This window comes from Nocardia sp. CY15, from assembly GCF_009829295.1.
Taxonomy (GTDB): domain Bacteria; phylum Actinomycetota; class Actinomycetes; order Mycobacteriales; family Mycobacteriaceae; genus Nocardia; species Nocardia sputi.
Genome location: NZ_VUOT01000004.1, coordinates 103063 through 117626 on the forward strand (window position 1 = coordinate 103063; position 14564 = coordinate 117626).

Annotated in this window: 10 protein-coding genes; all 10 read right to left on the bottom strand. The window is 67.4% G+C overall.

Going from position 1 to position 14564, the window contains the following annotated elements:
* Positions 1-85 precede the first annotated feature (85 nt).
* The 10 genes from fadD32 to GVY39_RS08435 all read right to left on the bottom strand — a co-directional run bounded on the left by fadD32 (position 86) and on the right by GVY39_RS08435 (position 14563).
* Positions 86-2002 (bottom strand): long-chain-fatty-acid--AMP ligase FadD32, encoded by a 1917-nt coding sequence (gene fadD32 / locus GVY39_RS08390; RefSeq protein WP_159922479.1) that lies wholly within the window; start codon positions 2000-2002, stop codon positions 86-88.
* A 189-nt stretch (positions 2003-2191) separates the two neighbouring features.
* On the bottom strand, positions 2192-3235 hold the full coding sequence (locus GVY39_RS08395; RefSeq protein ID WP_159922477.1) for an LLM class F420-dependent oxidoreductase: 1044 nt from the start codon (positions 3233-3235) through the stop codon (positions 2192-2194).
* Between the two features lie 170 nt (positions 3236-3405).
* The gene (locus GVY39_RS08400) at positions 3406-4398 is read right to left on the bottom strand and encodes a cutinase family protein (protein ID WP_283779666.1); all 993 of its coding nucleotides are present in this window, start codon (positions 4396-4398) and stop codon (positions 3406-3408) included.
* The gene (locus GVY39_RS08405; protein WP_159922473.1) at positions 4389-4916 is read right to left on the bottom strand and encodes a DUF732 domain-containing protein; all 528 of its coding nucleotides are present in this window, start codon (positions 4914-4916) and stop codon (positions 4389-4391) included. Before GVY39_RS08405 ends, GVY39_RS08400 begins: the two co-directional genes overlap by 10 nt.
* Positions 4917-5089: 173 nt before the next feature.
* Positions 5090-6949: an alpha/beta hydrolase-fold protein gene (locus GVY39_RS08410; RefSeq protein ID WP_370523781.1), complete on the bottom strand. Its 1860-nt coding sequence runs from the start codon at positions 6947-6949 to the stop codon at positions 5090-5092.
* A gap of 162 nt (positions 6950-7111) precedes the next feature.
* Positions 7112-8152, bottom strand: a complete 1041-nt coding sequence (locus GVY39_RS08415; RefSeq protein WP_223519919.1) for an alpha/beta hydrolase family protein — start codon at positions 8150-8152, stop codon at positions 7112-7114.
* An 888-nt stretch (positions 8153-9040) separates the two neighbouring features.
* Positions 9041-10102, bottom strand: coding sequence for an alpha/beta hydrolase family protein (locus GVY39_RS08420; protein ID WP_159922469.1), 1062 nt, complete (start codon positions 10100-10102; stop codon positions 9041-9043).
* Positions 10103-10408: 306 nt separating this feature from the next.
* Positions 10409-11476, bottom strand: a complete 1068-nt coding sequence (locus GVY39_RS08425; RefSeq protein ID WP_159922554.1) for an alpha/beta hydrolase family protein — start codon at positions 11474-11476, stop codon at positions 10409-10411.
* Positions 11477-11703: 227 nt separating this feature from the next.
* Positions 11704-13632, bottom strand: coding sequence for a flagellar motor control protein ZomB (gene zomB, locus GVY39_RS08430; protein WP_236565359.1), 1929 nt, complete (start codon positions 13630-13632; stop codon positions 11704-11706).
* 4 nt (positions 13633-13636) lie between these two features.
* Complete coding sequence (locus GVY39_RS08435) at positions 13637-14563, bottom strand: decaprenyl-phosphate phosphoribosyltransferase (protein ID WP_159922467.1); 927 nt, start codon at positions 14561-14563, stop codon at positions 13637-13639.
* Position 14564 lies beyond the last annotated feature (1 nt).

Genomic DNA, 14564 nt, shown 5'->3' on the forward strand with positions numbered 1-14564 from the left:
TACCGGGCGTACCGTGAAATGACGCCCGGCGCGTGGGAAGGTCGGCGCCGAGCGTCGATGGTCGGTCCGAGGCCGCCCCTGGCAATTACTCTTCCGGTGCATCGGGGAAAGCCTGCTGGGTGTAACCACCCCGCAGCGTTCCCTCCAGATAGGCCGCCCGGCAGGCGCGGCGGGCGATCTTGCCGCTGGAGGTGCGCGGGATCGAGCCCGCGGGCACCAGCAGCACGTCTCGAACGGTCACGCCGTGGCGCTGCGAGACCGCCGCGCGCACCGCGTCGGCGATGGGCAGCGGATCGGCTTTACCCGCACCCGGACCCCGCTCGCCCACGATGACCAGCTGTTCGGAGGCGTCGTCGGCGTCGAACTGGAGGCCGGAATGGCTGCCCTGCTCGAACACCTCGGGCGGAAGCTGGTTGGCGGGCACGGAGAAGGCCGCGACGAAGCCGGGCCGCAGCGCGGTGCTTGCCTCCTGCGCGGAAAACTCCAGGTCCTGCGGGTAGTGGTTGCGGCCGTCCACGATCACCAAGTCCTTGACGCGGCCGGTGATGTAGAGCTCGCCCTCGAAGTACACGCCGTAGTCGCCGGTGCGCATCCAGTTCGCGTCCGGCTCGGTGCCTTCGGCGTGGCTGCCCTCCGGCAGGCGCTCGGTGACCTTGTTCTGGAACGTCGCCGCGGTCTCGTCGGGACGACCCCAGTAGCCGATGCCCATGTTGTTGCCGTGCAGCCAGATCTCGCCGACGTGCCCGTCGGGCAGCTCCCGGCCGCCGCCACCGGACTCCACCGACTCCGGATCGACGATCGTCGCCCACTGCGAGAGCGCGACATAACCGCAGGACACCTGCGCGATCGCGTCTTCGTGGGATGGGTCGACCTTCACCATGCGGCCCGCGTTGAGCTCTTTGCGGTCGACGTAGGTGACCTTCGCCTCGTCTTCGGCCTTGGTGGCGGAGACGAACAGCGTCGCCTCGGCCATGCCGTAGCAGGGCTTGATCGCGGTCTTGGGCAGGCCGTAGGGGGCGAACGCCTCGTTGAACTTCTTCATCGACGAGGTGGTCACCGGCTCGCTGCCGTTGATCAGACCGATGACGTTGGACAGATCCAGCGACTCGCCGTTCTTCGGCAGACCACGCGCCGCGGCGTGCTCGAACGCGAAGTTCGGCGCGGCGGCGAAGGTTCCGGCGCCGTCGGAGACCGCGGCCAGTTCCTTGATCCAGCGGTAGGGGCGGCGTACGAACGCGCTCGGCGACATGATGGTGATGTACTTGCCGCCCACGGCGGGCAGGATCACCGTCAACAGGCCCATGTCGTGGAACAGCGGCAGCCAGGTGACGCCGCGCGAGTTCCAGTCCAGGTTGATCGCGTCGACCATCTGCAGCAGGTTGGTGCCCACCGCGCGGTGGGTGATCTCGACACCGGCGGGCACCCGGGTGGAGCCCGAGGTGTACTGCAGGTAGGCGATGTCGTCGATCGCGATGTCCGGCCGCACCCAGCTCTCGCCGACGCTGTCCGGGATCGCGTCCACCGCGATGATGCGCGGGCGCTGGGCGGCGGGCAGCGAGCGGAAGAACTGCCGGACCCCGGCCGCGGAGGAGCTCGCGGTCAGGATGGCCGAGGGCTCACAGTCGCCCAGCACCGCGTGCAGGCGATCGGTGTGACCGGGCTCGTCCGGGTCGAACAGCGGGACCGAGATGGTACCCGCGTAGATCGCGGCGAAGAAGGAGATCACGTAGTCCAAGCCCTGCGGCGCGAGGATCGCGACCCGGTCGCCCGGGTTGGTCACCTGCTGCAGTCGAGCGGCCACCGCGCGCAGCCGAATACCGAACTCACGCCACGTCAGCTCCTGCGCCTCGCCGTCGCGCTCGCGCGAGTAGTCGATGTAGCGATACGCCAGGGTGTTCGCGTCGTTCCGGGTGTGCTTCTCGACGTGATCAACCAGGGTGTGATCCTCGGGAATGCGGATGTTCCCGGTTTCGTCCAGGTAGTCGTCGAAAGTCTCTTCCATTCCTTCTTCTCCTCCGAGGCACACGCAGCAAGACGGCGAGAACGCCGCTTTTACCTGTGAGGCCCCGACTCGCTTTCGCCCGCGGGTGCTCCAAGTGCAGAGCCGGCCTGCAGATTTTGTGCGGTCTGCGCGGTGACCGCTATCGGCTAGATGTACTCAAACCAGGGTCATGTTACAGAGAAGACCGGCTCACTCGTCCCGCAGCAGGGGAATAACGGGGGCGAACGCGTCCATCTGGGTGGGGAATACACCGACGTAGGACATCGAGGTGAGTTGCCGCACACGGCGGATCTGCTCGGCGATCTCCTCGAATGTCCCGATCGCCACGTAGGGCGAGTTCAGGATGTCCTCGACGGACAGCTGAACGTCGACCTCCAGGTTCGGGTGCAGTCCCCGGTCCAACGCCGACAACGCCATCTCCGCGGTCTTCTCGCGATCGTCGGTGATCACGACGGCGGTGATGGCCCAGTTCAGTTCGATGTCGGCGAACCGGTCACCGGCGGCCTCCTTGATCAGATTCACCTTTTCCACGGCCTTCTCGATGGTGATGCCGGAGAGCAGGCCCTTGCCGTTCTTGGTGGTCACCGGAACGACGGAGACGATGTCGGCGTGCTTGGCGGCCAGGCGCAGCATCTTCGGACCGCCGCCGCCGGTGCAGATCGGCGGGCGCGGGCCCTGCCGCGGCCGCGGCGTCCCCTTGATGCCGCGGACCTGGTAGTGCTTGCCTTCGAAGGTGCACTCCTGGCCGCGCAGTAGCACGTCGAGAATGGTGAGCGCCTCGTCCAGCTTCTCCAGCCGGACACCTGGCGACTCGTAGGCAATGCCCGCGTTCTCGAACTCCTCCTTGATCCAGCCCGCACCGAGGCCGACCTCGAGCCTGCCCTTGGACAGCACGTCGATGGTCGCCAGATCCTTGGCCAGCACGACGGGGTGGCGGAAGCCGTTCGCCAGCACCGACGTACCGAGCCGGATCTTCTCGGTGGCCTGGGTCAGCGCGCCGAGCGCCGCGATCGGCCCGATCTGCTCGCCGAGGTGATCGGGCACCACGAAGGTGTCGAAGCCGTACTCCTCGGCCTGCTGAGCGGTCTGTACGAACTTGCGCGCACCGCCCTCCTGCTTGTTTCCCTCGCCGGCCGCCGCGAAGCGGAACGGGCGCAGCGGAGTGCCCAGCGCGGTCAACGCAGCATCCGCGTCACGGCTCTCCGTGGTGGCCGGTGCGGCGGCTTCTGTCATGAACTCATGCTCCTGGCTGTAAGGAAAATACGGGCGCGACGCCCGCCCTCGGTCTGCGCTGCGCTGGCGCCCGGCGTCGCGATCACCAGCGCACTTTACAGCGTGCTTCCCGACTCGAGTTGTGCTTGTCACGCCAATCGGGTGCGGGGTATCTCACGGCCTGTGAATTTTCACGAATGAGGGGGATGCGGCGCTGCTTCGATGAGACCCGCGGCCCAGTTGGCCGTCCACTGCGTCGCGGTGGTGCCGTCGCCGTCTACGACGAAACCGTTGTAGAGGGCGTGCACGGGGTTCCCCGCCGCGCGGACCAGGGCGTTCACGCTGCCGAGGATGTTCCACGGGCTCAGTGCCTCCCGCGGCGCGTCGCAGATCAGATCGCCCGGCGCGCACATCGTGTAGGTGCGATCGGCCAGCGCGCCGAAGCCCCCTTGACGCGGACCGGTCATCGTGATGCCGGGCACGTTCAACCCCCTCAGCGCTACTTCGGCACCCACCCCGGGCGGAGGCGTGCCGATCTGGATCGCCTGGCCCGGACCGTTCTCCCCGGTGCGGCGTCCGTCGGCGATCAAAGCCACGCCGAGCACCAGGTCGGCGGGCACAGGGCCGTCGCCCGCGCCGATCTGCGCGGCGACGTCACCCGCGATCACCGCCCCCTGGGAGAATCCCGCGAGCACGTACGTCGTCAACGGGCACTCCCGGTGACGTGCCGCCATGACGTCGATCATCCGCTGCGTGCCCTCGGATCGGCTGTTGTTGTAGGACTGCTGGCCGTCCGGCGGAATCGCCACCGGATTGGAGAACTGCGCGACGTACGGAACGGTGTATACCTCCACCCGGTCACTCGGGAACCGCTGGGCGATCGGGCCGGTGACATTGAGCATCAGCGACACCGGATTGGCGGTCGGATTGTGCGGATCGTCGAAGCTGTTCGACTCCCAGGTGCCGGGCACCGACATCATCTGCACGTCCGGACAGCTGGCGGGCTGCGAGGTCGGCCGTTCCGGCGGCTTCGGCCCCGGGCCGGGCGGGCGCAAACGCCCCGCGAACAGATACCACAGCAGCAGGACCACCAGAACGATCAGCAGGACGACGCCGACCGCGACGAGACATCCCGCCGGCTTGGACCGGCGGGAGGTCGAACGGGCACGCGAACTCACTGGCAGTACGTGGCGCGAGCGGTCGAGATGTAGATCTGCCCGGCCTTCTCCACCGGCATCTTGGCCGGATCGAAGGACGGATCGGAACCCGCCATGGCGTTGACGAAGGTCATCAGATCCTGGTCGGACGCGCCTGCGGCGGTGCCCTGGCAGACGTAGGCGCCGATGCTCAGCGCGATGTCCGGGGTCGAGGGCGTGACACCCTGCTTGGACAGCTCGTCGAGGAACCGCTTGTCCTTGTCGGTGAGCTTGGAGGTGTCCGCGGGCGGGACGGCTTCGGTCGGCACCGGCTGCGGGCGCTCGGGCGCCACGGTCGTCGTGGGCGGCTCCTCCGGCGCGGGAGCGGGCTGCCCCGTATCGGCGGGCGACGGCGCGGCAGACGGCGTCGTTGTCGCCGCCGCCGTGGTGCGGGTAGGCGTCGGCGTGCTCGTCGCGGTCGAATCATTGTCGCCGCACGCGGCGAGCAGGCCGGTCGCAGCGATCGCCGCAACCACGCCGAATACCTTTCCACGGGTCCGATGCATGAATTCTTGTCCTCGATCTGTCGCTGAGCGGGGGTCGGGTCGCCCCCCAGGCTAGCTGTGTCTGATTTGCCGCGCCCTCGCACGGCGCGTTCGCGGGCCTCTCATAGCTCGTGTTCGAGCCGGGCTGCGTCCGTCACGTGGCGGGTGATCTCGCATCGTGTCTCGACCGGCTCTCACAGGCTGTGGACTTCCGTTTTGCCGTCGCGCACCGTGATGAATCCTCCTTGGAAGTTCTGCTGCAAGCCCTCGGAGATGGGGAACTCGTCACCGGTGGGATAGCCCAGTTTGCCGTTCTCGTAACCGGTCTCGCGCCAGGCGTCCAGGATCGGGCCATTGCGGACCGCCCACGCGCCCGACACCGGGCTCCAGTAGATGTTGCCGCCCTCGAAGCGGCTGAACCGGCCCAGATCCCTCAGCGCCTGCTCCTCGGCGAGCGGGAATCCGAGCGGGCTGTTCTCGAAGCCCAACTGGGCGTATTTGTCGAAGATGAGTCCTTGGACACGGTGCACGCCGGTGCCCTGGCTGTAGTAGAACGGACCGTTCTCGAACGCCTGCACCGCACCGTCGCGGCTCGGCGTCCTGATCTCCGGTGCGATCGGGTAGCCGGCGGGGCCGCGCTCGAACCCCTGCTTGGCCCACTCCTCGAGGATCGCGCCACGGACCATGTGCGCGCCGGTCTGCGGCGTCCAGTACAGCGAGCCGTGCTGGAAGGTCTGGAACCTGCCGCGGCCGTCCGCCGGCGCGCGCTCCTCGCTGGTCGGCAACCCGAGCGCGCCGGTGGGTCCGGCGGCCGCCTGGTAACCGGCGCCGAGCACGCCGCCGACCGGGTACGCGCCGCTGTCCGGGGTGAAGAACACCCGGCCGCCCTTGAAGTCCTGAGCCGTTCCACCCGCCACCGCGTACTCGCCGGTGAGGCATTCCCCGAGCCAGCCGGTCGCGGCGGCCACCGCACCGATCGCGCCGCTGGTCTGGCAGTTCGGTTTGCCCTGGTCGACGCCCAGCGCGAGCGCCGCCTGGTTCCAGGACTGACGCATCTCGAAATCCCAATACGGCCAGGAATGGGTACCGGAGGGGCGGTAGTTCACCTGTGCCGGGATGGCCAGCTTGGACAGCTTGGTCACGAAGTTCTGCGAGGTGAGCCGGGACAGGATCTCCAATCCCATGCCCGCGACGTTGGTGCTGATTCCCGGAATGCCCAGGGCTTGGTCGTAGGGACCGATCGCGCCGCTGCCGCTGGAGACGTAGAGACTGACCCCCCGCAGCTTGTCGGCCAGCGCGTACGGGTCGTGTGCCTCCCACGCCGGGCCGGTCTGCGGGCCCCACATGGCGGCGGAGTCGAATCCGCCCGCGTCGCGCATGGCGAACTCGATAGCTTGTGGCATGCCCAGCGTCGTCGTGGTCAGGAAGCCGGAGTACGACGCGGCGTGCCGCACGAAGCCGGGATTGCGGGCGGCGAGGAACATCGCGGCCGTGCCCCCCATCGACAGACCTTCCACTCCCCGCACGTTCGTCGCCCGCCAGTGACTCTCGAGCAGCGGCGGAAGCTCCTTGGTCAGGAAGGTCTCCCACTTGTAGGTGCGGCCGTTGTCCGGCTCGAGCCAGTCGGAGTAGAAGCTGGACTGCCCGCCGACCGGCAGCACGACGGTGACGTTCTTGTCGGCGAAGAAATCGACCGCCCCCGCCTCCTTCGTCCAACCGTTCTCGTCGTCGGTCGCACGCAGGCCGTCGAGCAGGAACAGGACGGGGAAACGGGCCTCGGGGCGGGCGTTCCAGTCCCTGGCCAGAAGCAGCTGCACCTGGATCGGCACGCCCATGGACGGCGAGGTCACCCACATCGCGACGCGACGGTCACTGAGCCACCGCACCTTCTCGAGCGCGGGCGCGGCTGCGGCCACCGTGGGTTCCGCGGCGGCGGGAGCCTCGACGGACATGCTCGCGGCTAGGGGGACAACCAGTGCGGTGGCGAGCAGCATGAGCCGCTCGCGTGCCGACCGAACGCCGAGACGCCCACGTGTGCCCCAGCTACCGCGCATAATCCCTGCCACAAGAGCTTTGTACTCTCGTTATAGCAATGATCACTGAAGACACGCGCTGCGCAGCAAACTCTGTTCGCTATGTCGCGATCGGGACTGCCCCCGAACGCAATTCAGGCCGCACCGAATCGGTGCGGCCTGAATGCGTGCAGGTGGCTCAGATCACCAGGCGCCGGTGGCGTCCAGGATCATGTTGCGCGAGGCGAACAGCTGGCCCTCCCAGTACTTCCAGGAGTGGGTGCCCGCGGCCGGGAAGTCGAACCGGGCCGGGATACCCAGCGAGTTCAGGCGAGCCTGGAACGCGCGGGTGTTCACCAGCGACAGGGCTTCCAGCGCCATGGCGTTACCGGTGTTGAACACCCCGACCGCCGAGTTCGGCTGATCGAACTGACCCGGCAGGCCGCTGGCCGCCGAGATGTACATCGGCAGACCGCGCAGCTGCGGCGCGAACACGAACGGGTCCATCCGCAGCCACTGCGAGCTCCACGGCGCCGCCATCGAGTCGACGTTGTAGCGGCCGGCGTCCAGCATCGCGATGCGGATCGCCTCGCGCATACCCGGCGCGGAGATGTTCAGGTAGCCCGAGTAGGAGGCGGCGAACTTGAACTGATCGCGGTGGTAGGCCGCGAGAGCGAGCGCCGCGCTACCGCCCATGGACAGGCCGACGACCGCGTTGTTGGTGCGCGAGACGCCGTAGCCCTCCAGGAAGGCAGGGAGTTCCTTGGTGAGGAAGGTCTCCCACTTGTAGGTGGTCTTCTGGCCGTTGAGGTTCGACGGCGCGTACCAGTCGGTGTAGAAGCTGGACTGGCCGCCGACCGGCATCACCAGGGTGATGTTGTCGCCTGCGAACTGCTGCAACGCGTTGGTCTCGAACGACCAGGCGTTGCGGTCGTCGCGAGCGCGCAGACCGTCGAGCAGGTAGAGCGCCGCGTTGCCGCCGCGCGAGGCCCACTGCACCTGGACTTTGATCGGGCCCATGCTCGAGGGGACCATCAGGTCCTCGAAGCCACCCGCGGGTGCTCGCAACACCGGTGCGTGCGCCGACGGCGCCGCGGTGGCGAGAGTCGGGGTCGCCAGGCCTGCGGCGGTCGGTAGCGCCAGTACGGCGGCACCGACAGCCAGAATTCGATTACGCCAACTACGAGGCGCGCCTCGCCGTCCCGACGGTGTTCTCTTCGGCGCGGCCGCCCTGCCGAAACGCATGAATCCTGCTCTCTTTCTGCTGTTGTGGTGCCATCCGCCACCCGAGGGGCGAAGCGGCACCCGTGTTGCCAACGAGACGCGCGTCACGGACCCGGTCCCGACAATCCGATTCCGTGACGGCGCTACAACGATCTGGTCACACTTGCGCTCGCTGGACGATATTCGACGCCCATCGCTTTAGCAAGATCCGGGGTCTTTCCACTGGCCGAAATCCATCCGTTCACGCAAGGTAATGATGCGGTGACCTTATCGCGTTCTCCCGGTGATGTCGTCCTGGATCGCAAGATATTTGCGCTCCGGGCGAGAACTGTCACCGACCCGAGATCTTCGCAATCCCGACATCGGCCACACCCGGCTGCCCGGACGCGCGTCCAGGAGACGGGATGCATTCCCGCTTCCGGCCCGTGACCGGACCGTGATCGGGCCCGAGATCTGCTGTGATTGCCACGGTGCGAACCTCGAGCAAACAACTACTACCACCGATGACCATACATCAGCGATCACATAGCAAACGCTAGGCAGGCCCCGCCGGGGCGGCCGAGCCCGTAGCTCGACCACTCCTGGCACCCGTGCGTCATCCAGCGCCTCCGGCATCAACTCTCGAGTAGGGCTCACCGACCAGCACAATCCGACAATCCAACGAACGCCGTTCTTGCCGGTAAACCTGAGCAAAAGCGCAAGATTCGCACCATCGGAACCCTCTCGGGTGCGAGTCTTACGAGCGCCGTTCGCGGCCCGGCTCGTGTCCGAGCGGGCGAAGCGCATGCGACGAAGTCGCGAATCTCGCCCGTTCGGACACGAGCCATAAGAGGGCCGCGAACACGCAGCGCCGCAGGCGCTGCAAACCCACACAGGCGCCGCGAAACCAACACGCGCCGCGAATCGAACTCAGCCGATGTGCGCCGACATATCCGGGATCATTCGCTTGGCCTCGTCGGACCAGTTGTTCCAGGCGTGAATTCCGAACGGGGGGAAGGAGTAGACCGCGTTGCCGCCGCCCAGCGTCGACATCCGGACCTGGAACGCGCGGGTGTTCGCCAGCGCCAGGGTCTCCAGTCCCATGCCGTTGAGGGTTCCGAAGCTCGGTGGGTCGGTGGCGGCGGGCAGGCCGCTGGCGGCGGCGACCCACAGGCGGGTGCCGTTGCGGACGAGGTTGGGCGCGAACACGAACGGGTCCATGCGCAGCCACTGGGGGCTCCACGGTGGGGCCATCGAGTCCACGTTGTAGCCGCCCGCGTCCAACATGGCGGCGCGAATCGCCTCGCGCATGCCCGGCGCCGAATTGTTCAGGTAGCCGGAGAACGAGCCCGCGAAGCTGAACTGGTCCGGGTGGTAAGCCGCGAGGGTCAGCGCGGCGCTGCCGCCCATCGACAAACCGAAGGCGCCGTTGCGATACGGGTTGAACCCGAGCCGGTCGCGCAGCGCCCAGCGCAAGTTGTTGGTCAGGAAGGTCTCCCACTGGTACCGGTAACTCTTGCCCGGCCCGCCCGCGAACCCGTTCAGACCGCCGGAACCGCTGCTGGAGCCGCTGCCCGCCGGGATGCCGAAGAATTCGCTCGGCGCGATCCAGTCGGCGTAGAAGCTCGACATGCCGCCGACCGGCATGACTACGTTGATGTTCCAGCTGGCCAGTACTTCCGGGATGTTGGTCTCGATCTCCCAGCCGTTCAGATTCTCCGGCGCACGCATGCCGTCCAGCACGTAGGCGACGCGATTGGTGTTGCCGTCCGCGGCGCGCAGGATCCTGGTCTTGATCGGCCCCATGCCGGATTCGACCCAGAAGTCGAAGGCGGCGGGGTTGAACGCCGCCGACGCCGTGGCACCGGTGCCCGCGATGGTCGTGCCGAGCGGCAAGAGCATCGCGACCGCGACGCCGAGGACGGACCGCCGTAACCACGAACCGGCGGTTCGGGACCTATCGGGTCCGCGCTTCCTGCCCGCACTTCGCATCACATTCGACCTTTCCCTCGGGCGGCCTGATCGGCAAATGTCTAGCGATCTCCACCAGAACCCTCATCGGACACCGGGACGCGACCTCCGCCGAGTCGCGGACGGGTCGACCTCAGTGCATGTTGTTCGCCTATCAATCGGCGACGAATGCCTTCATGTTGCTGGATGGTGATCCAGACCACAACTACCGAAGCCGTTTTCTCTTCCATTCGTTGCCGACGTAGCCACGGATCACCGTCCGAAAGCCGAAAAGACCGCTTTGCGCCAGTGGCGCAAAGCGGTCTTCGGGTCTCGACTACGGGCTTATTACCCGATGTTCGCGGACAGATCCGGAATCATCCGGTAGACCTCTTCGGCCCAGTAGTTCCAGTTGTGCACACCCACGGCCGGGAAGTCGTAGGTGACGTTGTTCGCGCCCAGAGTCAGCATGCGGACCTGGAAGGCCCGGGTGTTGGCCAGCGCCAGCGCTTCCAGACCCATCGCGTTGAGCGTGTTGAAGCTCAGGCCGTCGGCCGCGGTCGGCAGACCGCTACCGGCGGAGACCCACAGGCGTGTGTTGTTGGCCTTCAGTCGCGGCGCGAACACGAACGGGTCCATCCGCAGCCACTGCGGGCCCCACGGCGGCGCCATCGCGTCGATGTTGAAACCGCCTGCGTCCAGCATCGCGACACGCAGCGCCTCGCGCATGCCCGGCGCCGAGATGTTCAGGTAACCGGAGTACGAACCGGCGTAACGGAACTGGTCGGGGTGGTAGGCCGCCAAGGTGAGCGCGGCGCTGCCGCCCATGGACAGGCCGAACACGCCGTTGCCGTTCGGGTTGAACCCGAGCCGGTCGCGCAACGCCCAGCGCAGGTTGTTGGTGAGGAAGGTCTCCCACTTGTAGGTGCTGGCCTTGCCCGGTCCGCCCGCGGAACCGGTCAGCAGGCCGGAGCCGGAGTTCGCCGAGCCGGTGGAGGAGGAGCCCGAGCTGCCCAGGCCGAAGAAGTCGCTGGGACCGTTCCAGTCGGCGTAGAAGCTGGACGGGCCGCCGACCGGCATGACCACGTTGATGTTCCACTTGGTGAGTTCGCGCACGACTTCGGTGTCGATCTCCCAGCCGTTGAGATCCGTGCGCGCCCGCATACCGTCCAGCGCGTACACCACGCGCCCGGTGTTGCCGTCGGCGGCGCGGAAGACGCGCGACTTGATCGGCCCCATCTCGGAATCGACCCAGAAGTCGAAGCCATCCGGATTGAACGCCGCGGACGCCGGGGCGGCGGGGCCTGCCACCGACACCCCGAGCGGCAGCAGAACAGCCAGCGACACCAGCACGGACCGCTTGAGCCAGGACCCTGCTTTTCGAGTATTAAGACGACGCCCGATAACGCCTCGCATCAGTTTCGACCTTTCGTTTTTCACAAGCGACAGCGGCAAGCCGTCCACACGGTAACCCGCCGATGCCCGCGACCCATGGACGCCAGGCCGGGCATACGGTCGTAGCGTATATCGGTACCGGCACGGCGGCGTTATCAAAAAGAGATAAAGCGGCGTACGCCACTTTTGTCGAACCCGCACGACGGGCCATGGGGCGGCGTGCTCCGGGCCCGGCGTACTTCCTCGGTTCAGCGTCGCGCGATCGGCTGCGGGAACGGATCGGCCAGTCCGCACCGCTGGATCTCGTACTTCGGTACCCGGTCGATGCGGTACTTCGCGAACCGCAGCGCGTTGCGTACGTTGTGCCGGAAGCGCTCGAAGGTGAGCGGGTCGCGGGAGGAGATCAGCAGCGCCTGGGTATCGGGGCAGGACATCGCGGTGCGCGCCTGGGTCACCCACTTCTCGTCGAGATACCAGGGCATCCACGGTTTCTTGTCCACCATGCCGGTGTCCACCACCACCCAGTCCGGGTACAGGCTCTTGTCGTGCCCGATCCGGCCGTCGACGAGCCGGTCGGTGTGCGCCGCCAGCGGGTAGGCCAGGCCCATCGGGTCGATCACGTGCACGTCCAGCGGGACGTTCATGCTGGTCATCCCGAGGTTCAGGAAGTAGACCGTGTGCCCGGCGCCACCTGCCGGAATGGGCTGGGGCGGCGGAGCCACATACCAGAACATGAACGAGGGCGAATTCAGCAGCAGGCCGCCGTTCGGGCTGGCGGTGATGTCGTTGACCATCGCGCGGATGCGCGGATAGTCCAGGTAGTCCTCGGCCAGGATCGGGTGATCGTGCCCGGTGTTGAGCACGTAGTACACGCGCTCGTCGACGATGCCGGTCGAGGTGATCTTGGTGCCGGTCTTGATCGCGGTGGTGTCGGCAGCGAACAGCGCCCAGCCCGCGACGCCGACGAACGCGACCGCCAGCGCCGCGAAGGACCAGTCCGCGCGCACACCGCCGACGGGCACCCGGATCGGAAGTACCGCGACCGGAAGCACCAGCAGGAACAGCTGCGGCAGCAGCATTCGGCCGTGCATGAAGTCGCCGCCGACCCGCAGCGCGTACAAGGTCAGGAGAAAACCGCTCACGAGGACCAGAGCGACCACGGCACCCGGCGAGCGCAGCCGCTCCCGAACTCGGCCGACGGACCATCCGCGCGTCTGTTCGCCATCGGAGTCCGCGGTCCCGCCCGCGCGCCCGCGTGCGGCGAGCACACCGGCGAGCAACAGCACCAGCAGCGGCGCCCACAGGAAGTACGGGCCGACCAGGTCCCAGAGGTAGGTCAACCCCTGCCCCCACTTGGCGCCGCCCGCGTCTTTCGCGACGGCGGTGTTCGGGTAGGGCAGGCCGTAGTAGCCCATCCGCCAGATCTGGTAGCCCAGTGGGACCAGCCCGGCCACCGCGACGATCGCCGCGCGCAGCACGATCGGCCGCAGCTTGCTCTCCGGCATGGGGGCCAGGAAGATCATCAACAGCGCCAGCGCGCCGACCAGCGTCATCTCCGGACGGATCAGCGGAGCGAGCCCGGCGAGGAAGACCACTCCGAGCAGGCCGGGCAGGCGCACCGTCTTCGCCTGGCTCCAGCGCATCAGCTGCCACCACAGCAGGCCGATCCAGCAGATCACCAGACCGCTCTCCAGGCCGGAGGTGACGTAGTCGCGGGCCGGAGGCAGTGCGATGTAGACCAGCACACCGGCGGGCAGCAACAGCCCGGCGCGAGTGCCGCTCCACAGCCGCGCCGAGCCGAGCATGGCGAACACGACCGCGGCCAGCGACACCGTGAGCGCGACGCCCAGCACCACGTACTCGAGCCGCGCCTGGGTCAGCCAGCTGAAGAACCAGACCAGATAGGTCCACGCGGTGCTCGTGTTGGCTTCGACGCGCTCGCCCGCGTTGAAGACGGGACCGTTGCCCGCCAGCAGGTTGCGCACGGTGCGCAGCACGATGAGACCGTCGTCGGCGATCCACCGCCGCTGCCAGCCTCCGATCGCGAAAAGGACAACGGTGAGGACGATCCCACCGACGAACGTGGCTCGGGATAGACGTACGAACCGCGACACGGAGCCCGTCGGCTCATCGGCCGACCGCCTCGCCGCGTATTCCGTTTGCTCCGCCACCAGCATCTCGTCAGGTGAGATAGACAGCGACACCTACCGCTCCGATCCAGGCGATTGCGAGGAACTGGAGGATTCGGTCCCCCAGCGCGATCTCCTCTGGTTCTCCGGCCTCGCCCCCATCGACGTCGACCGCGTAACGCAGGATTGCGATGGTAAACGGGATCATCGAGATCGCGAACCAGTTGGTGTCTTTGATGCCGTCCTGCTGGAACGCCCAGAGCCCGTAGAACACCACCACCGCCGTCGCGGCCAGGGTCCAGATGAAGCGCAGGTAGGTGGGCGTGTAGTACTCCAGCGACTTGCGGATCTTGGCGCCGGTGCCCAGCGCGATCTGCAGTTCCGCGTAGCGCTTGCCCGCCGCCATGAACAGCGAGCCGAACGCCATGATCAGCAGGAACCATTGCGACAGCTCGATATCCGCCGCCGCGCCACCGGCAACGGCGCGCAGCAGGAAGCCCGAGGACACGATGCAGATGTCCAGCACGGCCTGGTGTTTGAGTCCGAAGCAGTAGGCCAGCTGGATACCGATGTAGACCGCCATCACGACGGCCAGCTGCCAGGACGCGAGGAAGGATCCCGCGATCGATCCGGCCAGCAGCGCCGCCGACAGCAGGTAGGCCAGGTTCACCGGGACGACGCCCGCGGCGATCGGCCGGAACCGCTTGGTCGGGTGCGCCCGGTCGGCTTCCACGTCGAGCGAGTCGTTCACCAGGTAGATGCCCGAGGCCGCCATGCAGAACACCACGAAGGCGATGCCGACGGGCGCGAGCACGTTGACGTCGGTGGCCGTGCCCGCGGCCAGTGGGGCGGCGAGCACCAGGACGTTCTTGACCCACTGCCGCGGACGGACTGCCTTGAACAGACCGCCGGCCAGCGTCTTGGGCGGACCCTTGACTACCGCCTCGGCGAGGTCGGCGCCGGTCGGCTCTTCACTCATG

What these genes read in the sequence shown, in the direction of transcription:
- GVY39_RS08425 (WP_159922554.1), bottom strand. Translation starts at nt 11,476, where the DNA reads ATGCGAGGCGTTATCGGGCGTCGTCTTAATACTCGAAAAGCAGGGTCC.
- GVY39_RS08435 (WP_159922467.1), bottom strand. Translation starts at nt 14,563, where the DNA reads ATGAGTGAAGAGCCGACCGGCGCCGACCTCGCCGAGGCGGTAGTCAAG.
- GVY39_RS08420 (WP_159922469.1), bottom strand. Translation starts at nt 10,102, where the DNA reads ATGCGAAGTGCGGGCAGGAAGCGCGGACCCGATAGGTCCCGAACCGCC.
- GVY39_RS08410 (WP_370523781.1), bottom strand. Translation starts at nt 6,949, where the DNA reads ATGCGCGGTAGCTGGGGCACACGTGGGCGTCTCGGCGTTCGGTCGGCA.
- zomB (WP_236565359.1), bottom strand. Translation starts at nt 13,632, where the DNA reads ATGCTGGTGGCGGAGCAAACGGAATACGCGGCGAGGCGGTCGGCCGAT.
- GVY39_RS08405 (WP_159922473.1), bottom strand. Translation starts at nt 4,916, where the DNA reads ATGCATCGGACCCGTGGAAAGGTATTCGGCGTGGTTGCGGCGATCGCT.
- GVY39_RS08395 (WP_159922477.1), bottom strand. Translation starts at nt 3,235, where the DNA reads ATGACAGAAGCCGCCGCACCGGCCACCACGGAGAGCCGTGACGCGGAT.
- GVY39_RS08415 (WP_223519919.1), bottom strand. Translation starts at nt 8,152, where the DNA reads ATGCGTTTCGGCAGGGCGGCCGCGCCGAAGAGAACACCGTCGGGACGG.
- fadD32 (WP_159922479.1), bottom strand. Translation starts at nt 2,002, where the DNA reads ATGGAAGAGACTTTCGACGACTACCTGGACGAAACCGGGAACATCCGC.